Origin of the sequence: Rhodococcus sp. IEGM 1302 (assembly GCF_030056935.1) — a bacterium.
GTDB classification, from domain to species: domain Bacteria; phylum Actinomycetota; class Actinomycetes; order Mycobacteriales; family Mycobacteriaceae; genus Rhodococcus_F; species Rhodococcus_F qingshengii.
Genome location: NZ_JASHKY010000006.1, coordinates 112,558 through 136,984, shown reverse-complemented (window position 1 = coordinate 136,984; position 24,427 = coordinate 112,558). Strand labels below are relative to the sequence as shown.

Genomic DNA, 24,427 nt, shown 5'->3' with positions numbered 1-24,427 from the left:
ACCGCCGGTCAGCGGATCGGTGCGGTGACGCCGCCGACGACACCACCGACCACGTTTCCGACACCACCGACGACGTTACCGAGACCTCCGACCACGCCGCCGACTCCGTTGCCGACACCGTCGACCAGACCGCCGACTCCGTTTCCGATGCCGGTCGCAGCGTCACCGACACCGGTCCCGACGCCGGCTCCAGGCGCGGGTGCGGGTGCTGGTGCCGGGGCGGGAGCAGGTGCGGGCGCCGGGGCGCCGGGTGCGGCAGGTGCAGGCGCCGACGGAGCGGTCTCGCCCGGTGCGGGCGAGGATCCCGCCGGTGCGCCGGCAACCGGAACTGCCCCCGGCGCCGTCGTCGAGCCGCCTGCGGCAGCAGGAGAACCGGGCTGATTGCTTTGAGTGCCGTTGTTCGCAGTCGTGGATCCGGTGCCTGCCGCTTCCGCTGCCGTGGTGCTGCCGGGAGTAGAGCCCGCGGTGGTCGAAGCGGTCGAGGAGGTGGACTCGCTGGTGGTGTTCGCCGAACTGGACGGAACGTTGATCTTGTCCATGGCAGTTCCGATTCCGAGCCCGCCTGAGGCGAGCACGATGAATGCTCCCACCACTGCAGCAACGACGCCGACCCTCGACGAGCGTCGAGTCGCCGTGTTCTCTTCTTCGGTCGGCTCGGCAAGCAACGGAGTGGAGAAGGCGGGAACCGGTGCGGGCTTGCGAGACGGCTCGGCGGGAATCACTGCAGTGGCGGCGGCCGGTACTTGCGAGTCTCTGGCGTCGAGTGCGAGGGCCGCGGCGCCGGACGCCGCGCTCGACGCTGGATCGGCGTCGGCGATCACCGGGACACGAAGCTCCGCCGACAGTAGTTCGGCGACAAGGGGAATGGACGAGCTTCCGCCGGCCAGGACAACCTGATTGACGTCACTGGACTCGACGCCGGCAGATCGCAGGCTTTCGCGAACCAATGCCACCGATTCGGTGAGGGCGGGCCGGATCAGATCTTCGAGTTCTGAACGAACGAGTCGAACGTCGCTGACGGCACCGGGAAGCGCCACGCGGGCAACGGTTTCCGTCTCGGTGGAAAGTTCCTCCTTGGCTGCGCGGGCATGCTCGCGCAGAGTTTCCAGCGCTGCAATCGTCTCGGGTGCAAAGGGATCAAGGGTTGCGAACTGGTCGGAAACCGCATCGAGCAGGTGAACGGTGACGAGGTGATCGAATTCGTCGCCGCCGATGTCCTCGCTGCGCAGCGGCTTACCGAATATCTCGCTTCGTCCGTCGGTCGTGGACATCATCGTGACGTCGAGCGAGCGAGCACCGAGGTCGTAGACGACGGTCAGACCGTCGCTGACGACAGTTCCGGAAGCGGCGAGCCACGCCATGACGGCTGCGGGTTCGGCGACGAGAGTCGCCCCGTGAATTCCGGCGTCGTCCAGAGCGGACTCCATGGTGCGTGCTGTGTGGCGGTTCCACCCCACCGGGTGAGCCAGGACGACAGTTGGCCCTTCGTTACCGCCTGCCTGGTCTACCAGTGCGCCGACCGCTGTCGCCGCGAGAGCCTCGCCGCGGTACTCGGTACCGTCGGCGGCAAGTATCGGAATCGGGTCTCCGACGCGCTCGACAAATCCGGTGATGACGGATCCGTCGTCCAATTGCAGCGCACTGGGTAAGCGGACCTGTTGCGTTTCACCGGTCGAGCCGTCGGTGACAGCTACGAGAGTGGCCGAACCGATGCTGATGCCGAGCCCTGCCGCCATGAACGAACTCCCCTGGTCGTGGGCGACAGAAGGACTGTCGCGGTTGTCTGCGATGTCGGTTTCAGGACCTAGATCGTTACCGGATCGGAGGCGTCGCGACGAAGTAGGGGACCGATCCCCTAATCGGGGCAAATCCCCTATTCCGACCGGGCGTAGCCCGATGGGGGGCTTCCCCACCTGTCCCTGCAGAAGAGGGGGGTGCTCCCCATTGGCCCCAGTCGCAAAAGTTCTTAGCGTTGATTCCACTCGCTACCTCTGGCAGCGCACCAGTTTCCGGACCACCGGCAACTACCCACCGGCAACAACCCGGTCAACGAACTTCAGGAGAACCCGCCATGGCAACGAACGCCGTACTCGAATTCATCCTCGGGCTACTTCGTGACGACGAGGCAGCTGCCAACTACTGCGCCAACCCGACCGCGGCACTCGATGCTGCCGGTCTGTGCGACGTCAGCCCCGCCGACATCGTCGCGGTCGCTCCGCTGGTCGCCGAGTCCGGACTCTTTGCCGGTGGTGGCGCCGACCTGTCCGCGATCGTCAACGCCGGTGCGTCCGCTGCCGGTGCAATCGGCGGCGGTCTCGGACTCGGCGGTGGTCTCGGTGGTGGACTCACCGGTGGTCTCGGTGGTGGCCTCGGCGGCAGCCTGGGTCTCGGCGCCGGTGCAGGAATCGGAGTCGGAGGCGCCCTCGGCGGCCAGTTCGACCTGGTCGGCGACTTCGCAGCAGCCCTCAGCGCTGCGCTTGCCATCGGTGGCGAGATCAGTGCCGAACTCGGCGCAGCCTTCGGCGCTGTGATCGAAGCCGGTCTCGGTTTGGGCGGCGCACTCGATCTCGAAGGAGCTCTCGATCTGGGCGCACAGCTCAGCGCGGCTCTGGGCGGCGCCCTCGGTGTGACCGGCGGCCTGACTGCGGAGCTGGGAGCAGCCCTCGACGCCGCGATCGGCGCAGTCGGCGGACTCGACCTGACGGCAGGGCTCAGCGGAGCTCTCGCACCCGTCTTCGCCATCGGTGGTGACCTCGGAGCCGATCTCGGCCTGGCTCTCGGTGGACTCCTCGGCGGCGCAGCAGACCTCAGCGGTCTCCTTGACATCGGCGGCGAACTGGGCGCGAGCCTGACCGGCGCACTGGAATCCGCTCTTGCACTCGGCGGCGGCCTGGATCTTGCCGGCGCTCTGACAGGCGACCTCAGCACGGCATTGTCCGGCGCGCTCTCGGGCGTCCTGGGAGCCGGCGGCACGATCGGCGCCGATCTGGGTGCATCGCTCGGCGGCGTCCTCGGCGCGATCACGGATGTCAGCGTTCTCACCGATATCGCGGGCGGCCTCGATCTCGGTGCTGCCCTGAGTGGCGCCCTCGGCGGAGCACTCGGCGTCGGCGGCGGTCTGGAAACTGCATTGGGCGGCGCACTCGACGCAGCACTGGGTCTCGGCGGCGGACTCGACCTCGACGCCGTACTCGGCGGCGGCGCAGACCTCGGCGCGCAGCTCAGCGCGGCACTCTCCGGCGCCCTCGGTGCCGGCGGAACGGTCGGAGCCGACCTGGGTGGCGCACTCGGTGGACTGCTCGGGGGAGCACTCGACCTCGAAGGTGGTCTCGGCGCAGACCTCGCGGCAGCTCTGGGCGGAGGCGCGAATCTGTCGACGGCCCTCGAGGGTGTTCTCGGTTCGGCACTCGGCGTCGATGCCGGGCTCGCGGGCGGTCTCGGCGGCGCTCTCGACGCAGCGCTGGGCGCAGGCGGACTTACCGGAATCGATCTCGGTGGTGCACTCGGTCTGGGCGGTGAAGCAGGCTTGGCAGCCGGTGTCGCTGCGGCTCTCGACACCGCCCTCGCAGGTGCAGGCGGCTTGGGTGCTGTCGGTTCCGTGGGCACGGACCTGACCGGCGCGCTGGACGGTGCGCTGGGCGCGGGCCTCGGGCTGGGGGGCTCTCTCGACAGCGTTCTCGGTGCCGAAGGTGCACTCGGTGGAGCGCTGGACACGGCACTGAACCTCGGCGGAATCGACACCGGTTCGATCGGTGCCGACTTGCCCTCCGTCGACCTCGGCGCTGTGAACCTCGGCCCGATCTCCGCTGAACTGCCTTCCGTCGACCTCGGAAGCATCGCGGCAGAAGGCCTGAACCTCGGCGGTGTGACCGGCGACCTCGGAGCAACTGTGGGCGGCGCGCTGGACGCAACCGCAGGTCTCGACGCAACAGCAGGTCTCGACGCGGCCACGAACGCTGCGGCTGGTTTGGGTGGGTCGCTCGGCGGCGCACTGAACGGCGTCACCGATCTCGGTGGATCGCTCGGCGGGGCTGTCGGAGCAGTCACCGACGTGACGGGTTCGATCGGTGCCGACGCAGCCGCAGCTGCCGGTGGCACAGTCGACGGCGGCGGTACCGTTGGCGGCGGCGGAGTCGCTGACCTGGGCGGATCCCTCGGTGGAGCAGTGAGCGGAGTGTCCGACCTGACGAGTTCGTTGACCGGTGCGCTGAACGCGTGGTCGTCGATCGATGCGACCGATGCTTTCGGTTCGGGTTCCACTTCGGGTCTGAGCGCCGATACCGAACACTCGCTCTTCGCCGAGGATTCGGTTGCAGCGCCGGTCGATCACATCGACCCGGTTGCGGTTGTCGATCACCTGCATCCCTGATCTGCTGACGCAGGAACTGAAATCGGTCAAAATGACCTGATGTAACAAATCCGGCCCTGCGTGCGCTATGCGTTCGCAGGGCCGGATATTCGAGTCGGGAAGAATTGCGGGTCAACGTAGCTCATGAGTGATTCAGCGAGTCAGGTAAGCAGCCGGAAGGCGCGCGTCGCGTCGTCGACGGCGTCGTTGCTCGAACGAACAGCCGTCGTGGCGAAGGATTTCGGGCGCACGGATCTGGTGCGCCGACTCGAGAACGCTCAGGTGAGAGTCAACGACCCGCGTATTCGCATCGTGGTGGTCGGACCCCTCAAGCAGGGCAAGAGCCAGTTCGTCAATTCTCTGCTAGGCATCGACGTGTGCTCGGTCGGTGACGACGAGACCACGGCCGTGGCGACGGTAGTTCAGTACGCGGAGACCGCGGTCGCCGAACTGATTCTCGCCGATCCGGGTGCGGCGCCCATTCGGGTGCCCCTCCCGCTCGAGGAACTGATGGGGATCACCCCGGCCACGCCTCGCGCCGAAGGGCGTGAGGTTCTGCGTGTGGAAGTGGGTGTTCCCAGTCCGCTGTTGGCCGACGGTTTGGTTCTGATCGACACCCCTGGTGTCGGCGGTCATGGAAATCCTCATGCTGCAGGAACATTGGGATTGATCACTGCGGCCGATGCAGTGTTGGTTCTGTCGGACTCCAGCCAGGAGTTCACCGAACCGGAGCTGGGATTCATCCGCCAGGTCGTCAATCTGTGTCCTGCGGTAGCCGGGCTGATCAGCAAGACCGATCTGTACCCGCACTGGCGGCAGATCCTCGACGCCGATCGCGGACATCTCCAGCGTGCCGGGTTGGATCTGCCGCTCATTCCGATCTCCTCGGTACTGCGCTCGCACGCGCTGAGGCTGGGGGACAAGGAACTCGAAGCGGAATCCGGATTTTTGGACCTCTATCAGTTCTTGCGGGACAACGTCGTTGCGCGTGCCGAATCGAATACTCGACGCGCAGTTGCGATGGATGTGCGTTCTGCGGCAGCGCATCTGACGTTGGAGATGGGCAGTGAGCTTGCGGCGCTGAAGGATCCGTCGACCGCTCAGGCAGCGGTCGCGGGACTGCAGCGTGCCCGGGCAGCGGCCGAGGAACTGCACAAGAAGACCTCACTGTGGCAGCAGAGCCTCGGTGACGGCATCGCAGACCTCGCCGCCGACATCGATCACGACCTCCGGGACCGGTTGCGCCGGGTGACCCGCCAGGCCGAGGAGACGGTCGACGAAGGCGATCCCGGTAAGGACTGGGACGTCGTGGGGGAGTGGCTCGAACAGGAGATCGCCACCGCGATCGGTGACAACTTCGTGTGGGCGCATGATCGCGCACAGTGGCTGGCAGAAGTTGTGGCGCAGCACTTTGCGGAGACCGGTGACGTCGCGCTCCCGCATCTCGACGTCGCCGACACCGACGGTTTCCTGGAACCGGTCGGTGCATTGGCGGACCTCGAATCCGGCCGAATCGGCATCACTCAGAAAGTCCTGGTCGGCATGCGCGGCTCGTACGGCGGCGTGCTCATGTTCGGCTTGATCACCACGATGATGGGCATGGCACTGGTCAATCCGATCTCCATCGGCGCCGGGGTTCTGCTGGGCACCAAGGCTTATCGTGAAGACAAGCAGGCTCAGGTGCTCAAGCGTCGCGCTGAGGCGAAAGCGGCCATCCGACGGTTTGCCGACGACGTCAGCTTCCAGGTGGGCAAGGAGTCGAAGGACCGCCTGCGCCTGGTGCAGCGGCTGTTGCGTGATCACTTCACCGACATCGCCGAGCAGGCGTTGCGCTCGATCAACGAATCCCTCCGCGCCACTCAGGAAGCCGCGCAGTTGGAATCGAGTGAACATGCCGCTCGGATCAAGCGTCTGGAGACCGACATGCGCGTCGTCGCGGAGCTCGACGCCGTTGCCGGAACGCTGATCGGCGAAACTCCCGCTCCTGCCTCGGCAAAGGTGACCAACGCATGAATGCCGCGACCACCGTGACCGCAGTGGAGTCGGCACACGCCCTGATCGACCACGCCAGACGTGCCTACGCCGATCAGCCGCAGACGCGCGCCCAGTTGGAAGAATGTGCGGCCAGGCTCGACGAGCCACTCCGGGTGGCGCTCGCCGGCTCCCTCAAAGCGGGTAAGTCGACGCTGCTCAATTCGCTTGTCGGACAGGATATAGCGCCTACCGACGCGACGGAATGCACACGCGTCGTCACCTGGTATCGGAACGGGACGACGCCGCAGGTGACCGCGACGGCCGAGAACGGTGCCGAGTTCAACGTGCCGGTGACGCGCCGCGACGGCAGGCTCACGTTCGATCTGGGCGAGTACACCGCAGACTCGGTGGACCGCATCGACGTCGACTGGCCGTCTTCGGCATTGGCTCGTACGACGATCATCGACACACCGGGCACCTCGTCGCTCTCGACCGAGGTCTCGGCCCGCACCTGGGACATGCTCGTTCCCGACGGTGAGGCACCGGGCGCGGATGCAGTGGTCTACCTCTTGCGGGCTCTCAACGCCAGTGACATGCAGTTCCTCGGGAAGATCGCGGATCACGTGGGCGGAGAATCCGGGCCACTCGGAGTGATCGGAGTTCTCTCGCGTGCCGATGAGGTCGGCGCAGGCAGGCTCGACGCGTTGTCTTCGGCGAAGGACGTCGCGGCGCGATTCGCCGAGGAGTTGGAGCGAACCGGCCTGTGCCAGTCGGTGGTTCCGGTGGCAGGTCTACTCGCGCTCGCTGCTCGGACGATGAGGCAGAGCGAGTTCGCGGCCTTCTCGGCGCTCGCGCAGGTTCCGGCCGAGGATCTGAGCCTTGCACTGCTCTCCGCGGATCGCTTTGCCAGGCAGGACAGTCCGCTGCCGGTCGATGCGGCGATGCGGGCGCAATTGGCCGATCGGTTCGGGCTCTTCGGAATTCGCCTAGCCGTGACGTCGATCAAGTTGGGGGCGACCGATTCACCGTCCCTGGCGGCCGAATTGTTGGAGCGCAGCGGCCTGGACGAACTGCGTCAGGTGATCGACGTTCAATTCGGGCAGCGGGCAGATCAGCTCAAATCGCACACGGCGCTGGTGACGCTGGGAAGAATCCTCGAAGCCGATCCGAGCGAGGAAGGCGATCAGATCGCGGCGGAGGCGCAACGGTTGCTTGCCGATGTTCACGGCTTTCACGAACTTCGCCTGCTCGGGCGTCTTCGTTCGGTACACACGGATCTGCCACCCGACGACCTGGCACAACTGCAAAGACTGATCGGCGGCTACGGAATCCGGGCAAGTGACCGGTTGGGCTGCGAACCGGAAGAATCGCCGGAGGTGCAGCGTGCGCGGGCCACGGCGGCTGTCCGCAGATGGCGCGAGTTGTCCAGACATCCGCTCTTCGACAGGTTCACCTCGCGCGCCTGCCTGGTCGCCGCCCGCAGCGCCGAGGGCGTCCTGGCTGAAATTGTGCCCGAATAGGGACCCGTTCACTATGCGAGCGCCGGACGAGGGTTCTATCTTGAGTTCGGGATGATCCGGACATAACTCCCAGGTTCGGGTCCCACCTCGATGGGAGCACGCGCATGGCGAGTGACATCAAGTCCGCTTCACCGGATCGAGCCACCCTCGTCCTGGGGACGCTCATCCTGGTCGCTGCGGTCGCGAACCTCAATCTCTCGGTCGCGAATGTCGCTTTGCCCGATATCGGGCGGGCTTTCGACGCCAGTCAGACGCAACTGAACCTGATCGCGGTCGGCTACTCGCTGGGCCTGGCCGGAACGGTGCTCTACCTGGGGGCCTTGGGAGACCGATACGGCCGCAAGATGTTGCTGGTCACCGGCATGGCGCTGTCCATTCCGGCGTCGATCGTGGCGGGATTCGCCGGGAACTTCGAAGTGCTGTTCCTCGCTCGGATAGTCGGAGGCGTCTCGGCAGGTCTGGCGTTCCCGACCACGCTGGCAATCATCACGGCGTTGTGGGCCGGACCGGCACGAACCAAGGCGATTGCCATGTGGTCGGCAATCGGTGGCGCGATTTCAGCACTCGGTCCGATCGTCTCGGGGGCGCTGCTCGAGCAGTTTCACTGGGGTTCGGTCTTCTTTGTCACCCTTCCCTTGGCCCTTGTGGCACTGATCTGTTCCCTGGTGTTGGTTCCCGCTCACGTCAACGAGACGACCGAGCGAGTCGATCACCTCGGCGGCATAGTGTCGATCGTCTTCATCGGGGCGCTGGTGTTGTCCATCAACTTTGCGCCGGTGAAGGGTTCGGGCACGTTGGCTCTGGTGCTCGGGGCGATAGCAGTTGTCGCGGGTATCGGGTTCTTCCTGCAACAGCGACGCGCGGCCAATCCGCTGTTCGATCTTCACGTAGCTGCGCGCCCGACCTTCTGGGTCGCGGCGGTGGGTGGGTTGGTCGTGTTCGGTTCGCTCATGGGCGCGATGTTCATCGGCCAGCAGTTCCTGCAGAACGTCCTCGGGTACTCGACGCTGGCAGCCGGTGCGGCGATCATTCCGGCTGCGCTGGCGATGGTGATCGTCGCGCCGCGCTCGGCGACCATGATCGAAAGGTACGGCGCCCGCGTCACGCTGCTCGCCGGCTACCTGTTCGTGGTTCTCGGTTTGTTCGTCGCGCTGTTCCTGTGGAACGAAAGCACACAGTATTGGCAGGTCGCGCTGGCCTATGCGCTTGTCGGCATCGGCGTCGGTCTGGCCGGCACACCGGCATCGCGTTCGCTGACCGGATCCGTTCCCGTGCACCGCGCTGGTATGGCGTCGGGAACCTCGGACCTGCAACGCGACCTGGGCGGCGCCATCATGCAGTCGATTCTCGGCGGAATACTCACGGCCGGGTACGCAAAATCGTTGGGAAATGCGATCTCGTCCTCGCCGAACGCATCCGAAGTGACTCCCGAAACTCAGGCCGCGCTCACCAAATCCTTCTCCAGCGCCGAAGTTCTCGCGGAACGCTACCCGCAATACGCGGACCAAATCATGACCGCCGCCAAAAACGCCTTCCTGGACGGGGATACAAACGCCTACATCGCGGCGATCATCATCGTGTGTGCCGGTGCCGCGGTGGTGACGTTCTTCTATCCGCGTCGCGAGCGCGAACGAGTCCTGCTGGCGCAGTACGCAGCGGAATCCGATCTAGCCGCGGAGAAGAGTTGAGCGCGCTCTGGTAGTGATGAGGGATGCCACAGCTACTTCACATCGATTCGTCCGCCGAACTCCACCACTCGACCTCACGTGATCTGACCGCACTGTTCGCTCAGCAGTGGTCGAAGAACAGTCCGGATCACACGACGGTGACGTTGGACCTGCACCGGGATCCCTTGCCGCACCTCGCGGACGCGGCCCTGCACTATGCACCACGCTTGCGAGTCGAGGGCGAGATTCCGGATCCCGCCGCGGAAGCACTCCAGGCTCGGGTCATCGAGCAACTTACCGCTGCAGACGTCGTCGTGATCGGTGCGCCGATGTACAACTGGTCGATCCCGTCCACGTTGAAGGCGTGGATCGACTACGTACACGTCCTGGGGACTACGGTGCCTTTCGACACGCGTACTCAGCCTCTGGCAGGTAAGCCGGTGGTGATCGTCTCCAGCCGCGGAAACACCTATGCGCCGGGCTCGGGAAACGAGGCCAACGATCACACCGTCCCGCCACTCGTTCAGGTGCTCGGGGTGTCGATGGGAATGGATGTCTCCGTCATCACCGCGGAACTGACTTTGGCGCAACGTATTCCGGCGATGGCACCTCTGATCGAGCAGGGTGACGCGAGCCTGCGTGCTGCCCGGGAGTCGTTGACCGAGCTGGCCCGTATCTTGGGGGCCTGATCAAGAAGTTCGACCGGGTTCAGGTGAGAGACGAGATCATCGACGCCACGTCTGACGGTTCTACGTCGTAACCGGGGAAATAGCAGCACACTTCGTCGGCATGTTCGCCGAACCGCCGCCGAATCTCGGTGGCGCACTCTTCGGGAGTGCCGACGACGGCGAGTGTGGTCAGCATCGGATCGGTGATCAGCGACGCCATCTCGGTGTAGCCACCTCGCTTCGACAGGGCATTGAGTTCCGGTTGGACCTCGCCCCACCCTTCGACGTCGAGCACCGGACGGTATGCGGGCGTCGAACCGTAGAACGAGAGCAGGGCTCGGACGCCTCTGGCGGCCGCGGCAAGTTGATCGTCGCCGCGGCCGACGCCGACGATGACCTGCGGGATGATCGTGAATTCGTCTCGGGTGCGGCCGGATTCGCGAAGACCGGCACCGACGGCCGGAAGTGTTCGTTCGAGGAAATGACGTTGCGTGTGGAACGGCATGACCAGTAGTCCGTCGGCCACCTCGGCAGCCGTCCTGGTCATCACCGGTCCGAGCGCACCCATCAGGATGGGCGGTGGCCCATAGGGGTTGGGGCCTGGATCGAACGTCGGAGGCATCAACGTGTGGGTGAAGAACTCGCCGCGGAAGTTCAGCGTCGAGGTGTTCTCCCACGCAGTGAAGATCGCCTTGACCGCTGCGATCGTCTCCTTCATGCGGGCCGCCGGACGCGACCACGTTGCGCTGTAGCGTTTTTCGATGTGCGGTTTGATCTGCGATCCGAGACCCAGTCGAAAGTGGCCGCGACTGAGCAACTGCAGGTCGTTGGCCGAATGCGCCAGATGCATGGGACTGCGGGGGAATGCGATGGCGACGTTGGTCATCAGGTCGAGGTCGACGGCCGATGCTGCTTCGACGAGCGGGAAGAACACGTCGTGTGGTCCCTCGAACGTGAACAGGCCACCGGCGCCGGTCTCCGCGAGTTCACGGCTACGAGCAGCGCCCGCGCCCGGCGCGGAGTCCAGTTGTACGTGAACCTTCATCGGCGTCCCCGCAGCCAGGTGCTGACACCGGGAGCGAACGGAGCGATCGCCGCCACCGCGACCAGGGCGCAGTAGAGAATCGGACCCCATCTCAGAACTCCGGCGCCGATGTCTGCTGCGCCGTCGACCAGAGACATGAAGCCGAGTCCGGCCGCGATGCTCACGACTCCCACGATCGCCGTCATCACCCGCCCGGCGTTCTTGCGTGCGCGGAGGAGTTGAAGGCTCAAAAGTGCGAGCAGGACCAGGACGAGAGCGCCGCCGCCGCTGCCGGCGAGTACGACGGTCACGGCATCGGAGATGTCGGTGGACGAGTATCCGGGATTGTCGCGCGCAGTCGATTCTTCGAGAGCCGACCGGACGTCGTCGAGGCTGGTGACTACCACTCCGGCGATTCCGGCCAGGACGACGAACGAGCCGATCCAGGCAGAGGTGGACAATGTCACGGCTTTGGGTGTCTCGTCGCTCGCTGCAGGTCGGAGCGGCCGAACCGAGACGTCGGGTCGCTCGGGTGCCGGGCGTGGAGGTGACGGGCGAGGAGGTCGCGCGGGAGAATTGTCGGGATCGGTCACCGGCCGATCGTAGCCATTCGGAGGGATACGGAAGTGATGTGGCGCACTTTTCCGGCTTTTCGGGGAAGGCGGGAACAAATCTACGTGGGCTGTAGTTGACCATTTCGACAAGCTTGAGCGCCCTCGGCTCAACTTCAAGTTGACTCCCGGCCACGGTCGGAGGCAAACTTGAGCGGAGGACGCTCACCAAGCGAAAAACTCGCGGTCATGTTCGAGATCAACCACTCGGGCAGAGAACCGCAGAACGAAAGGTAGGAACACTATGGCTCGTGCAGTCGGTATCGATCTCGGTACGACCAACTCGGTAGTTGCAGTGCTGGAGGGCGGCGAGCCCGTAGTGGTCGCCAACGCCGAAGGCTCACGTACCACCCCCTCGGTGGTCGCATTTGCCAAGAACGGCGAGGTTCTCGTCGGTCAGCCCGCGAAGAACCAGGCAGTCACGAACGTCGACCGCACCCTCCGCTCCGTCAAGCGCCACATCGGCACTGACTGGAACGTGGAAATCGACGGCAAGAAGTACACGCCGCAGGAAATCAGCGCCCGCACGCTCATGAAGCTCAAGCGTGACGCGGAGGCTTACCTCGGCGAAGACATCACCGACGCCGTCATCACCGTCCCCGCGTACTTCGAGGACGCACAGCGTCAGGCAACCAAGGAAGCCGGCCAAATCGCCGGCCTCAACGTCCTTCGTATCGTCAACGAGCCCACCGCGGCTGCACTGGCATACGGACTCGACAAGGGTGACACCGAGCAGACCATTCTGGTCTTCGACCTCGGTGGCGGCACCTTCGACGTCTCCCTGCTCGAAATCGGCGACGGTGTCGTCGAGGTTCGCGCAACCTCCGGTGACAACCACCTCGGTGGCGACGACTGGGACGAGCGCGTCGTCGCTTGGCTGGTCGACAAGTTCAAGGCTCAGAACGGCATCGATCTGACCAAGGACAAGATGGCCCTGCAGCGTCTGCGTGAGGCTGCGGAGAAGGCGAAGATCGAGCTCTCCAGCTCGCAGAGCACCTCCATCAACCTCCCGTACATCACGGTCGACGCGGACAAGAACCCGCTCTTCCTGGACGAGCAGCTCACCCGCAGCGAGTTCCAGAAGATCACCTCGGACCTGCTCGATCGCACTCGTGCGCCGTTCCAGGCAGTGATCAAGGACAGTGGAATCGCCGTCAAGGACATCGACCATGTCGTGCTCGTCGGTGGCTCCACCCGTATGCCGGCCGTCTCCGATCTGGTTCGTGAACTGACCGGTGGCCGTGAGCCCAACAAGGGCGTCAACCCGGACGAGGTCGTCGCCGTCGGCGCCGCACTCCAGGCCGGTGTGCTCAAGGGTGAGGTCAAGGACGTTCTGCTCCTCGACGTCACGCCGCTTTCCCTCGGCATCGAAACCAAGGGTGGCGTGATGACCAAGCTCATCGAGCGCAACACCACGATCCCCACGAAGCGTTCCGAGACCTTCACCACCGCTGACGACAACCAGCCTTCGGTGCAGATCCAGGTCTTCCAGGGTGAGCGCGAAATCGCTTCGCACAACAAGCTGCTCGGCTCCTTCGAGCTCACCGATCTGCCGCCCGCCCCGCGTGGCGTTCCGCAGATCGAGGTCACCTTCGACATCGACGCCAACGGCATCGTGCACGTGACGGCGAAGGACAAGGGCACCGGCAAGGAAAACACGATCAAGATCCAGGACGGCTCCGGTCTGTCCAAGGAAGAGATCGAGCGCATGGTCAAGGACGCCGAGGCTCACGCCGAGGAAGACAAGGCCCGTCGCGAAGAGGCAGAGGTTCGCAACCAGGCCGAGTCGCTGGTCCACCAGACGGAGAAGTTCGTCAAGGAGCAGCGTGAAGGTGAGAACGCGGGCAAGGTCTCCGAGGAGATCCTGACCAAGGTCGAGGCAGCGGTCAAGGACGTCAACGACGCCCTGGCAGGCACCGACATCGCTGCAGTGAAGACCGCAGTGGAGAAGCTGGGCACCGAGTCGCAGGCTCTGGGCCAGGCCATCTACGAGGCTTCCGCTGCAAACGAGGCCGGAAACACCGACGGCGCAGGCAATGACGACGACGTCGTCGACGCCGAGGTTGTCGACGAGCCCACCGACTCGGACAAGAAGTGACCTCGGACAACCCCGAGAACAACCCGGTCGACCCCGAGACCGGTGCACAGGGAGAGGCGGCGGGGGAATCCCTGCCGCCGCTCGACTCGGAAGACACAGGGGTAGTTCAGGAAGCAGAGTCGATCGTGGAGGAAGCATCCGCCACCGATCAGCTCGCCGAACGGACTGCGGATCTGCAGCGACTTCAGGCGGAGTTCACCAACTACCGTCGTCGCGTCGAGCGTGACAAGCAGGTCATCAAGGAAACCGCGCGGGCTTCGGTCATCACCGAGCTCATCGGAATTCTCGACGACCTGGATCGCGCTCGGGCACACGGTGACCTCGAATCGGGTCCACTGCGTGCACTCGCAGACAAACTCAACACGACCCTGACGGGTCTGGGTTTGACCGACTTCGGCAGCGAGGGTGACGATTTCGATCCCGCACTCCACGAAGCGGTGCAACATGAAGGCGAAGGCCACGACCCCGTACTCGGGACGGTCATGCGCAAGGGATACAAGCTCGGCGACCGGGTCCTTCGGACCGCAATGGTGGCCGTGACGGACCGGGTAGGCGACAAGCCTGCAGACGGTTCAGAACAAGAAGCGAAGTAAGAGTGAGAGGAGGAGACGCCCAGTGAGTCAACGGGAGTGGATCGAGAAGGACTTCTACAAGGAGCTGGGCGTCTCGTCCACCGCGACGGCCGACGAAATCAAGAAGGCGTATCGCAAGCTGGCTCGGGATCTTCATCCCGACGCCAACCCTGACGATGCGAAGGCCGAAGAGCGTTTCAAGTCCGTCAGTGAAGCTCATGCCGTTCTGTCTGATCCGGACAAGCGCAAGGAGTACGACGAGGCTCGGCGCCTCTTTGCCAGCGGCGGCTTCGGCCCCCGCGCGCAGGGCGGCGGCGGATTCAACCCCGGCGCTGGTGGTTTCGACATCAACGACCTGTTCGGCGGCGGGGCCGGTGGGCAGGACTCGGGTCTCGGAGACATCTTCGGCGGATTGTTCAACCGCGGGGGAGCGGGCCAGCGAACAGCTGCGCCCAACCGCCCGCGTCGAGGCAAGGATCTCGAGACCGAGACGACGCTCGCCTTTCGTGAAGCAGCGCTCGGTGTCACCGTCCCTCTTCGTCTGACCAGCCCTACGTCGTGCACCACGTGTCACGGCAGCGGCGCAAAGCCAGGCACCAGCCCGCGAGTGTGCCCACATTGCAACGGAACCGGCGTGGTCAGCCGGAACCAGGGCGCCTTCGGATTCAGTGAGCCGTGTGACGATTGCCGGGGAACCGGCTCGATCATCGACTCGCCGTGTGAAGACTGCCACGGTAGCGGAGTCACCAATCGCACACGGACCATCACGGTTCGCGTGCCTGCCGGTGTGAGCGACGGTCAGAAGATCAGACTCAAGGGCAAGGGCGAAGCGGGACTCCGCGGCGCTCCGGCCGGCGACCTGTTCGTCAACATCCGCGTCAAGCCGGACAGTGTCTTCGGACGCAACGGCGACGACCTGACACTGACGGTTCCGGTGAGCTACGGCGAGCTGGTGCTGGGAACGACACTGTCCGTGCCGACTTTGGAAGGCCGTGTCGGAGTGAAGGTTCCGGCTGGAACGGTGGACGGACGCATTCTGCGAGTTCGCGGACGCGGTATCCCCAAGCGGCCGGACGGTGCCGGTGACCTTCTGGTCACGGTCAAGGTATCCGTTCCGCAGAAGTTGGACGACCCGGCGATCGAAGCGCTGAAAACCTATCTCGAAGCCGAGAAGGCGAGCGGGTTCGATCCACGGGCCGGGTGGGCCGGTGCATGATGACAGAGCGACCGCAGAATCAATGGGATGCGACGGTCGATCCTGACGCTCAGATCTTCGTGATCTCGGTGGCAGCCGAGTTGGCCGGAATGCACGCGCAGACTTTGCGTAACTACGACCGACTCGGGTTGGTCACCCCGCATCGAACCACCGGTGGCGGACGACGCTACTCCCCGCGCGATGTTGCGCTTCTTCGTGAAGTACAACGGCTTTCGCAGGACGAGGGAGTCAACCTTGCCGGAATCAAACGAATCATCGAACTGACCAACCAGGTCGAGGCTCTGCAGCATCGCGTCCGCGAATTGGCCGAGGAGATCGCGAAAGTCCATGCGGGCTATCGCCGGGATCTCGTGCCGATTCCGCGCAACAACGCGTTGGTGGTCTGGAAGCCCCGCAACCAGCGATAGTCGGACCTTTACACAAACGGCTCCACGCCCTGTCGGATTCATTTCGTCGAATCCGCCAGGGCGTGGAGCCGTTTCGGCGTTTCCACCCAGCGGGAAGAGATCTGTCGACGCCGCCTCAATGTGCATAGCGTCCGCTTCCATGACTCCACTTTTCAGCGTTTGACGTTATCCAGATCACATTCTATGCTCCATCCCAAGCAACTGCTTGCTAGATCATCAAGCGGGTGCTTGGTTGGCTGGTGCTCGAAATCAGGCACGTCCACCGGCCGATCATTCTTTCGTCAGGTATTCGCCTGACGTTCGGTGCATACATGTGTTCTAGGAGTGCAGACATGAATCGTCGGCCCATTCTTGTTGCGGCAGTTGCCGTGACGGCTCTGGCTCTTGCAGGGTGCAGTGGTTCTTCGGAGTCCGACGGAGGTGCGGACTCGCCCTACCGTGTGCTGCTGACCGGCGGGATCAGTGCACAGGGAGTCCTCGCGGCTAATTCGCAGACCTCGCTGCTCGCCACCAAGGCGGGCGTTCAGGTCCAGAACGAAGCCGGGGGGATCGGTGGCCGTCAGATCGAGCTCACTACGGTGGACGACGCGGGTGACGCAACCATCGCCGTCACCAAGCTGCGCGAAGCCATCAATTCGGGGAACAAGCCTGACCTCTACCTGAACTCGGGTCCGTCGTCGATCGCGGCTGCGGTTCTGCCGATCCTCAAGCAGAACAACATTCTCTCGATGAGCATGGCTCCCTCGCCCGATTCGACGGACCCCTCGAAGTTCCCGCTCAACTTCGATCTGGCTCCGGGTGCGACCGATACCGCTCGCGGAATTTCCGAGTACGCGAAGTCCAAGGGTTACAGCAGCGTCGGAGTCTTGCACGGCAGCACCGCTTACGGTGAGCTGTTCGGCGAAGAAATGACCAGTGCTTTGCAATCCGCAGGTCTGAAGGCCGCCGGTAACGAGGAGTACGACGCCGCCGCTTTGGACATGACGGCGCAGTTGCAGTCGCTCAAGAATTCGGGTGCCGCGGCAATCGCCTTGGATGCGTACGGCGCTCCTCTCGGATACGTGTTGCAAAGCCTCGAGCGACTCGGCTGGGACGTGCCGCTGGTCGGAAACACCTCGGTGTCTGCCACCAACCTGATCGCGAATGATCCGCCGGCCGGTGTGCTCGGCACCCCGCAGGTGAAGAACCTGGTGACGCAGGTGTTCAGCAGCACGGTGTTCGATCCGAACAACGCACTCGTCAACACGATGGTGGACACGATGGCTTCGCTGGGCTCCATCCCGTCGACGCTGATCCTCGCGGACAACTACGACGCTTTCCCCCTCGTCGCGGCGGCAGCGGAGAAGGTCGGCAGTTCGACCGATCCGAAGAAGCTCGCCGAAGCACTGGAAACCACTGAGGTCCAGGAGAATGCCAAGACCGCATTCCTCTCGCGCTACAACTTCAGCTCCGACAACCACGGCCCGAACCCGGACACCAGCGAGCTGAAGTTCATCAGTCCGACGAAGATCCTCAACGGTCAGTTCGGAAACCCGGCTGCGTCATGACCATTCTGTGGTCCGGGTTGGCGCTCGGCGCGGTCTACGTGCTGGTTGCCATCGGGTACAACATCGTTTTCGTTTCCTCCAACACATTCAACTTCGCTCAAGCTCAGCTGATGATGGTGGGCACCTTTGTCGCCTACACGGGTCTGGTGACCCTGAAACTCCCCGTTCTCGTGGTGGCCGTCATGGCTACCGTGACCGTGATGCTCCTCGCCTCGGTCGAGGAGATCGTCGCGATCAGACCGGTGGCCGATCACCAGAACCAGTTGGTCACGACGTTGGGTGTCGCAACTCTGCTCAACGGCGCCACTCAATTGATCTGGGGTAGTGAACCTCTCACGGTTCCGTTCTTCGGATCGAACGAACCGATCACCCTGCTCGGCGGCCGTACCTACCCGGTCGAGATCGCTCTGCTGGTTGCGGCGATCGCACTGGTCGTCGGGTTGAGTTACGTCTCGAAGAAAACGATGACGGGTCTGGCTCTGATCGGCATCTCCGAGGATCGTGAAGCGGCGATGCTGCGAGGAGTCAACGTACGACGGTTGGCACTGGGAGCGTTTGCCTTCTCGGGTGCCTTGGCCGGTGTCCTCGGACTCTTCGTCGGCCCCAAGACGTTTGCAGTTGCGACGTTGGGTGCAGCGTTGGCCCTCAAGGGATTCGTGGCGTTGGCGATCGGCGGGTTCGGCTCTCTGCCTGGCGCTTTGATCGGCGGTCTGACCGTCGGCCTGGTGGAATCGTTCACCGCCCTGTGGGCGGGAAGTCAGTACAGCAATATCGCCGTCTTCACGGTGCTGATCGTCATCTTGATGGTCAAACCGGCTGGACTGTTCGGCAATGTCCGAGAACGGGTGGTGTGAGATGGTAAGTGCGTGGCGGACTTTCCGTTCCCTACCGAGCTGGATCATCCCACTCGTCCTGGCCGTGGTGATCCTGCTGCTGCCCGTGATGGGACTCGACCTGTCGACATCACGTCAGATTCAATTGGCCTGCATCCTGGCACTTGTGGTCAGTGGCCTGAACTTGAGCCTCGGCTTTGCCGGTGAACTGGCACTCGGCCAGGCAGCGATGTACGCGGCCGGTGCCTACACCGCGGGTCTGATGTCCCAGGCAGGTCACACCGACATTCTGCTTCAGCTTGCTGCCTCCGGAGCAGTGGCACTGGCGGTCGGAATCCTGACCGGTGTTCCCGGTCTGCGCCTGGGCAACTGGTCCCTGGCGATGACGTCGTTCTTCCTGGTTCTGCTGGTACCGGACGTACTGGCGATCTTCGGTGGCAAGACCGGCGGCCGAAACGGCCTCACCGGTATGGAGCCGCCGACGTTCTTCGGTTCCGAACTCGACACCCAGCAGTACTACATGGTGGTCGTCGTCGTGACCGTGCTCTGGTTCGCGGTGATGCGTAACCTGGTGGTCTCGCGGCACGGCATCGCGTTCCGCACGCTCAAGCAGTCGCCGGTTCTGGCGTCGTCGCAGGGTGTATCGGTGTTCCGGATGAAGCTGCTCGGTTATGCCATCGGTGCGTTCCCCGCCGGTCTGGCGGGTGCGCTGTTCGCCAACACCGACCTGTTCATCTCGCCGGAAGCCTTCGGGTTCACCTTTGCCACAGCAGTTCTGGCGGCGTCGATCCTCGGCGGTGCGGCAAGTGTGTACGGCGCCGTGGTCGGTGCCGCGATCATGCAGCTCGGTCCCAACCAGTCGACGGCGTTCCAGGAGTATTCGCTGATCTTCTACGGCGGCTTCCTGATCATCGGCGGTGTGCTTCTCTCCGGGGGTTTGACCAAGGTCGGGCGAGCGATCGTCTCGAAACTCGATCGCAAGGCCGGCCTGGGCGTAGTCACCGCAAAGGAAAACAGCGGTGGGACAACGGAACTGGCGCCGATCAACGGAGCACGGTTGGTGGTCGACGGAGTGTCCAAAGCGTTCGGTGGCAACCACGCGCTCAATGCGGCAACCCTGACCGCAGAGGCCGGTAAGGTCACCGCGTTGATCGGGCCCAACGGTTCGGGTAAGACGACCATGCTCAACATGATCTGCGGCTTCTACACCGCAGATGCGGGCGTGATCACGATCGGTGACACGGTGGTCTCGCAGTCGTCGCCGCACAAGGTGGCGCGCGTGGGTGTGGCGCGCACGTTCCAAACTCCGACGATTCCGGAAAACATCACGGTTCTGGAAGCTGTTGCATCCGGACGTTATTCGGTGCACCGAGCGTCGATGGCGTCGGCTGTGCTTCGCCTGCCCAGCTTCCGCAGGATCGCGAAGGCCGACATCGTCGAGGCCGAGCGTGTCCTCGAACTCGTGGGGATGTCGCACTTGCGCAACGAGATCGCGACGTCGCTGCCCCTGGGGATGCGTCGCATGCTCGAGGTTGCTCGCGCCGTCATCGCCGAACCGAGGGTCGTCCTCTTCGACGAGGTGGCATCCGGACTCGACGAGGACGAACTCGAACGCCTGGCAGATCTGATCCGGGTACTGCGAGATGCCGGGGCGACAGTGGTGTTGGTGGAGCACAACTTCCGCCTCGTCCTCTCGCTGGCCGACGAGATAGTCGTGCTGGCGCAAGGGCAGGTGATCGCGACCGGCGATGCGGCAACCATCGAACATCACCCACGCGTCTTGAGCGAGTACCTCGGAGTCAAGTCCGGTGACGAAGAAGCACTTCTCGAAGAAATCGGCGCGGTAGACCATCAGACCAGTGAGGTGAAGTGATGGAACCGATTCTGAAGGTCCGAAACTTGCAGACCGGGTACGGCGATCTGCGCGTCGTCTGGGATGTCTCGTTCGACGTCTATCCCGGTCAGGTGACCGCCCTGCTCGGACGCAACGGCGCAGGCAAGACGAGCACGCTCCGTGCCCTGTCCGGCCTCAACAAGGTGGCCTCCGGAACCGTCGAGATGGACGGCGCCGACATCACCGGAGTCCCCGCGCACAAACGGGTACGACAGGGGATGGCGTACGTGCAGGAGGGCAAGCGGGTCTTCCACAAGCAGACCGTCGAGCAGAACCTCCTGCTGGGCGGGTACACCCGCAAGGCAAAGCGCGGCGAGCTTATGGAATCCGTCGAATCGATGTACGAGATGTTCCCGATCCTGGGGGAGAAGCGTTCGCTTCCCGCCGGTTCCATGTCGGGCGGTCAGCAGCAGATGCTCGCGATCGGCGCAGCGCTGATGGCGCAGCCTAGGTTGCTCCTTCTCGACGAACCTTCGGGCGGTCTCGCTCCCGTGATCGTCGGTGAGGTGATGGACCGCGTCCAACAACTCAAGGAAACCGGCCTGGCTGTTCTACTGGTCGAGCAGGCAGTCGAGGCCGCGATGAGCGTCGCCGATCATGTCACGGTCCTCGACATCGGCAAGGTGGTTCTCGACGCCGATGCCAAGGACATCGACGACCTGGCAGTGCTCAAGGATGCGTACTTCGGACGCGTCTGAACGGCAATGACGACTTCAGCCCGGCCTCCTCGGCCGGGCTGAAGCCGTTTCCCGCTCCGTGGCACGGGCCCTAGCCGGCTCGGGGCCATCGATCTACCGTCCTGCAAACAACTCCCGCGAGAGGCAAACTCGATGACCACTGCTCCCGACGTGCTCGCCCCGGCGAAGCTCGGCCCGGTGACCCTTCGAAATCGAATCATCAAGTCCGCGACATTCGAAGGCAAAACTCCCGACGCCCTGGTCACCGACGAGCTGATCGAGTTCCATCGTCGCCCAGCCGCCGGCGGAGTCGGGATGTCCACCGTCGCGTATTGCGCCGTCGCACCGGAAGGGCGCACCGAATACGGCCAGCTCTGGATGCGGCCCGATGCCCTCCCCGGGCTTCGGCGGCTCACCGATGCCATTCACGCCGAAGGTGCTGCTGCGTCGGCGCAGCTCGGCCATGCCGGTCCCGTGGCGAATCAGAAGTCGACCGGACTGCCCGCGCTGGCACCGTCGAGTTCGTTCAATCCGTTGAGCATGAGGATGATTCGCACTGCCACGACAGCGGACATCACCAGAATTGCGGCGGCGCACGGGAGCGCTGCGCGACTTGCCGTCGAGGCAGGATTCGACGCCGTCGAGATCCACTTCGGTCACAACTATTTCGCGAGCTCGTTCCTGAGCCCGAAACTCAACCGTCGTAAGGACTCCTACGGCGGATCGCTGGAGAACCGGGCTCGCGTCGTACTCGAAACTGCACGCAGTGTGCGCGATGCCGTCGGTGACAAGATCGCGATCTTGGCCAAGCTGAACATGGACGACGGTGTGCCAGGCGGATTCTGGGTGGACGAAGCAATCCAGGTGGCGCAGTGGCTCGAAGCATCCGGAAGCGTCGACGCGCTCGAGTTGACGATGGGCAGTTCACTGCTCAACCCGATGTACCTGTTCAAGGGCGATGCGCCGATCCGCGAGTTCGCCGCCGCGATGCCGCAACCTGTTCGACTCGGTGTGCAGTTGGTGGGGAAGAGCATGTTGCATACCTATCCGTACAAGCCGTTGTTCATGCTGGAAGAGGCTCGGCAGATTCGTGCTGCGGTGAAGTTGCCGCTCGTGCTGCTCGGGGGTGTCACGGACAAAGCGGGCATGGATACCGCAATGGCGGAAGGGTTCGAGTTCGTCGCCATGGCACGGGCGCTGCTCAGAGAACCGGATCTGATCAATCGGATCGCGGCCGAATCCGATACCCAATCACTGTGCATCCACTGCAACAAGTGCATGCCCACGATCTTCAGTGGCGCCCGCTGCGTGTTGGTCGAACGCGTCTGAGCTGGTCAGCGCACACCACGTCCCGACATCCATGCGGATACCGGGTCGTGGGCCGTAGCGGATCAAGTTCGTGGTTGCATCAACGCTTGGTTCAGTTCTGCGTGAAGACGTCGTAGGAGGCGTTCATCGTGGGGTAGCCGGTGGCCATGTAGTCGGTGAGGATGACGTGCGTCGGGTCGCCGATGATGCGAGTCCCGTCGAGGGTGGGGTTGCCGACGTAGTTGTTGGCAGCCATGACCGTCTGGACGCCGTCGGCGACGTTGTAGGTGACGTCGACACCGATACCGCGGGGATCGCTGCTGTAGGCGGTGACGATCTCGGTGGTGTGCGGGGCCAGGTAGGAGCGGGGGCCGTTGATCCACTGTCCGTAGGGGTTGGACGCGCTGTCCAGCAGCATCGGGTTGTCGGTGTTGTTGGTGATGGTCATGGCAACCGTCGGGCCGTCGGTGGGCATGGTGCCGGCGTTGGCGATCGCTGCGGTTCCCAGTGCGGTTCCGCCGACAGCGAGGGCGATTGCGGTGACTGCTACGAAGCGAGTGGTGTTGGTACGCATGATGTCTGCTCCTGGGATGGTGTGTGGTTGCCGTTCTCGGCGATGAATCAATCTTGTCGCGAATGAGTGCTGCAGTATGTCCGCCGACGGGGCCGTGGCGGGGTTGAATCTCTTGTCCCCCGATCGGGGGAGGCGTAAGTGCTCGCATTGCTGGTACGGGCGTGAGAAAGTGAGCAATGCGCGAAGGCACGAAGCCGCTGGCCGGCAAGGTTTCCGTGGTGGTCGGCGACGATCACCCACTGTTCCGTGAGGGCGTGGTTCGGGCTCTGACCGGCAGTGACGGCATCGACGTCCTGGGCGAGGCCGACGACGGCGCAGCAGCGCTCGCAATGATCCGCGAACTACGCCCGCAGGTCGCGCTGCTCGACTTCCGGATGCCGCACCTGGATGGAACTCAGGTCGCCGCCGCAGTCGTTCGAGACGAGCTTCCGACGCGTGTGCTTCTGCTCAGCGCTCACGACGAATCGTCTGTCGTGTACCAGGCCCTGCAAGCCGGTGCTGCCGGATTCCTGCCGAAGGAATCCACTCGCGCCGAGATCGTGAGTGCCGTGCTCGACTGTGCTGCGGGACGAGATGTGTTGCCGCCCAGTATCGCCGCCGGATTGGTAGGAGAGGTTCGGCGTCGTAGTGAACCGTCCGGTCCGACGCTCAGCGCCCGCGAACGTGAGGTTCTCGGATTGATCGCGCAGGGCGCCAGCATCCCGGTCATCGCCTCACAACTCTTTCTTGCGCCCTCCACCGTCAAAACTCACGTGCAGCGCCTCTACGAGAAACTCGGAGTCAACGATCGAGGCGCCGCCGTCGCCGCTGCAATGCGGCAGGGATTGTTGGAGTGAGCAAGCGTCACCGAAGCACGTACGTGACGTTCATGGCCGGGTAACCCGAGGTCATCGTCACCGTGACGTCGTGGCTGTCGGGGGCGTACGTACCTCCGGCATCCGCCCTGGTCTTCGAGTTGGTGGCACTGAAGACAAACACTCCACCGTCGTCGGAGCGGTACGTGAGCACGATGGGGAAGTCGTTCTGGTTCTTGCTCGTGGCCACAACGTTCACGTTCATGTTGGGGAGGATGTAGTCCGCCGGCGGGACGACCCAGTCGCCGTTCGGGTTGGATGCGTCGACCAGATACAGGGCCCCGCGACCCGAATTGCTGATCATCGCCGTCGTGACGGATGTGTCGGTCATCGACTTCACCGTGTTCGCACCGGCGGAGCGGGCAACCAGAGCTGCCATGCTGAGGCCGGAGAAGGAAAGTGCTTCGGGTCGAATTGTGTTGGTGCTCATCATGTTCTCCTCGATTTGTCGGTCTCGGTGACCGTGTGTTTCTGTGATGAGACAACTATGGCCCCGAAATCCCTTCGGGTCTGTCCACCTACGGGTCCGAGTGCTGGACGACATCGCTGTCCCCCGATCGGTGGACACAGCGCTCTCCGCCCACCCAGTGTTATGGGGTGGAGGCTCCGCCCACCCAGCGTCATGGGGTGGAGGC

Annotated in this window: 20 protein-coding genes; 15 read left to right on the top strand and 5 right to left on the bottom strand. The window is 64.0% G+C overall.

Annotated features, from left to right (window positions below):
- Positions 1–8: 8 nt before the first annotated feature.
- The gene (locus QM609_RS12845; RefSeq protein WP_283337290.1) at positions 9–1,736 is read right to left on the bottom strand and encodes an Hsp70 family protein; all 1,728 of its coding nucleotides are present in this window, start codon (positions 1,734–1,736) and stop codon (positions 9–11) included.
- A 335-nt stretch (positions 1,737–2,071) separates the two neighbouring features.
- On the opposite strand from QM609_RS12845, the gene QM609_RS12840 reads away from it, so the two are divergent.
- From QM609_RS12840 to QM609_RS12820, 5 genes are all read left to right on the top strand, one after another.
- Entirely contained in the window at positions 2,072–4,369 is a 2,298-nt protein-coding gene (locus tag QM609_RS12840; protein ID WP_076948792.1) for an IniB N-terminal domain-containing protein, read from the top strand.
- 123 nt (positions 4,370–4,492) lie between these two features.
- The gene (locus tag QM609_RS12835) at positions 4,493–6,361 is read left to right on the top strand and encodes a dynamin family protein (RefSeq protein ID WP_007726689.1); all 1,869 of its coding nucleotides are present in this window, start codon (positions 4,493–4,495) and stop codon (positions 6,359–6,361) included.
- On the top strand, positions 6,358–7,842 hold the full coding sequence (locus QM609_RS12830; RefSeq protein ID WP_054827512.1) for a dynamin family protein: 1,485 nt from the start codon (positions 6,358–6,360) through the stop codon (positions 7,840–7,842). The genes QM609_RS12835 and QM609_RS12830 overlap by 4 nt, the downstream gene beginning before the upstream one ends.
- 104 nt (positions 7,843–7,946) lie before the next feature.
- Positions 7,947–9,530: an MFS transporter gene (locus QM609_RS12825; protein ID WP_007726692.1), complete on the top strand. Its 1,584-nt coding sequence runs from the start codon at positions 7,947–7,949 to the stop codon at positions 9,528–9,530.
- A gap of 23 nt (positions 9,531–9,553) precedes the next feature.
- Complete coding sequence (locus QM609_RS12820; protein ID WP_076948793.1) at positions 9,554–10,198, top strand: FMN-dependent NADH-azoreductase; 645 nt, start codon at positions 9,554–9,556, stop codon at positions 10,196–10,198.
- Positions 10,199–10,217: 19 nt separating this feature from the next.
- On the opposite strand, the gene QM609_RS12815 is transcribed toward QM609_RS12820, so the two are convergent.
- A complete protein-coding gene (locus QM609_RS12815) occupies positions 10,218–11,222 on the bottom strand; it encodes a TIGR03617 family F420-dependent LLM class oxidoreductase (protein ID WP_076948794.1) in 1,005 nt (334 codons plus the stop codon).
- Entirely contained in the window at positions 11,219–11,794 is a 576-nt protein-coding gene (locus tag QM609_RS12810; RefSeq protein WP_042926296.1) for a hypothetical protein, read from the bottom strand. The genes QM609_RS12815 and QM609_RS12810 overlap by 4 nt, the downstream gene beginning before the upstream one ends.
- 262 nt (positions 11,795–12,056) lie before the next feature.
- Here QM609_RS12810 and dnaK point away from each other — a divergent pair, with 262 nt between their 5' ends.
- The 9 genes from dnaK to QM609_RS12765 all read left to right on the top strand — a co-directional run bounded on the left by dnaK (position 12,057) and on the right by QM609_RS12765 (position 22,385).
- Positions 12,057–13,910: a molecular chaperone DnaK gene (gene dnaK, locus QM609_RS12805; RefSeq protein ID WP_003944365.1), complete on the top strand. Its 1,854-nt coding sequence runs from the start codon at positions 12,057–12,059 to the stop codon at positions 13,908–13,910.
- Positions 13,907–14,503, top strand: a complete 597-nt coding sequence (gene grpE, locus QM609_RS12800; protein WP_003944430.1) for a nucleotide exchange factor GrpE — start codon at positions 13,907–13,909, stop codon at positions 14,501–14,503. Before dnaK ends, grpE begins: the two co-directional genes overlap by 4 nt.
- Positions 14,504–14,525: 22 nt before the next feature.
- Complete coding sequence (gene dnaJ, locus QM609_RS12795; protein ID WP_003944329.1) at positions 14,526–15,698, top strand: molecular chaperone DnaJ; 1,173 nt, start codon at positions 14,526–14,528, stop codon at positions 15,696–15,698.
- Complete coding sequence (locus QM609_RS12790) at positions 15,695–16,105, top strand: heat shock protein transcriptional repressor HspR (RefSeq protein ID WP_003944355.1); 411 nt, start codon at positions 15,695–15,697, stop codon at positions 16,103–16,105. Before dnaJ ends, QM609_RS12790 begins: the two co-directional genes overlap by 4 nt.
- A 332-nt stretch (positions 16,106–16,437) precedes the next feature.
- Positions 16,438–17,652 carry an ABC transporter substrate-binding protein gene (locus tag QM609_RS12785; protein WP_007726702.1) on the top strand — a complete coding sequence of 405 codons (1,215 nt, stop codon included), beginning with the start codon at positions 16,438–16,440 and terminating at the stop codon, positions 17,650–17,652.
- On the top strand, positions 17,649–18,506 hold the full coding sequence (locus tag QM609_RS12780; protein WP_007726703.1) for a branched-chain amino acid ABC transporter permease: 858 nt from the start codon (positions 17,649–17,651) through the stop codon (positions 18,504–18,506). The genes QM609_RS12785 and QM609_RS12780 overlap by 4 nt, the downstream gene beginning before the upstream one ends.
- A gap of 1 nt (position 18,507) precedes the next feature.
- Positions 18,508–20,358 (top strand): branched-chain amino acid ABC transporter ATP-binding protein/permease, encoded by a 1,851-nt coding sequence (locus tag QM609_RS12775; RefSeq protein ID WP_039972692.1) that lies wholly within the window; start codon positions 18,508–18,510, stop codon positions 20,356–20,358.
- Positions 20,358–21,077 carry an ABC transporter ATP-binding protein gene (locus QM609_RS12770; protein ID WP_003944438.1) on the top strand — a complete coding sequence of 240 codons (720 nt, stop codon included), beginning with the start codon at positions 20,358–20,360 and terminating at the stop codon, positions 21,075–21,077. Before QM609_RS12775 ends, QM609_RS12770 begins: the two co-directional genes overlap by 1 nt.
- Before the next feature lie 132 nt (positions 21,078–21,209).
- Positions 21,210–22,385 (top strand): NADH:flavin oxidoreductase, encoded by a 1,176-nt coding sequence (locus QM609_RS12765; RefSeq protein ID WP_042452220.1) that lies wholly within the window; start codon positions 21,210–21,212, stop codon positions 22,383–22,385.
- Between the two features lie 91 nt (positions 22,386–22,476).
- Here the strand turns inward: QM609_RS12765 and QM609_RS12760 are convergent, their stop codons facing one another.
- A complete protein-coding gene (locus QM609_RS12760) occupies positions 22,477–22,938 on the bottom strand; it encodes a hypothetical protein (protein ID WP_007726708.1) in 462 nt (153 codons plus the stop codon).
- Between the two features lie 176 nt (positions 22,939–23,114).
- On the opposite strand from QM609_RS12760, the gene QM609_RS12755 reads away from it, so the two are divergent.
- Entirely contained in the window at positions 23,115–23,774 is a 660-nt protein-coding gene (locus tag QM609_RS12755) for a response regulator (RefSeq protein ID WP_063314849.1), read from the top strand.
- Positions 23,775–23,781: 7 nt separating this feature from the next.
- On the opposite strand, the gene QM609_RS12750 is transcribed toward QM609_RS12755, so the two are convergent.
- Positions 23,782–24,222 carry a hypothetical protein gene (locus QM609_RS12750; RefSeq protein WP_047269511.1) on the bottom strand — a complete coding sequence of 147 codons (441 nt, stop codon included), beginning with the start codon at positions 24,220–24,222 and terminating at the stop codon, positions 23,782–23,784.
- Positions 24,223–24,427 lie beyond the last annotated feature (205 nt).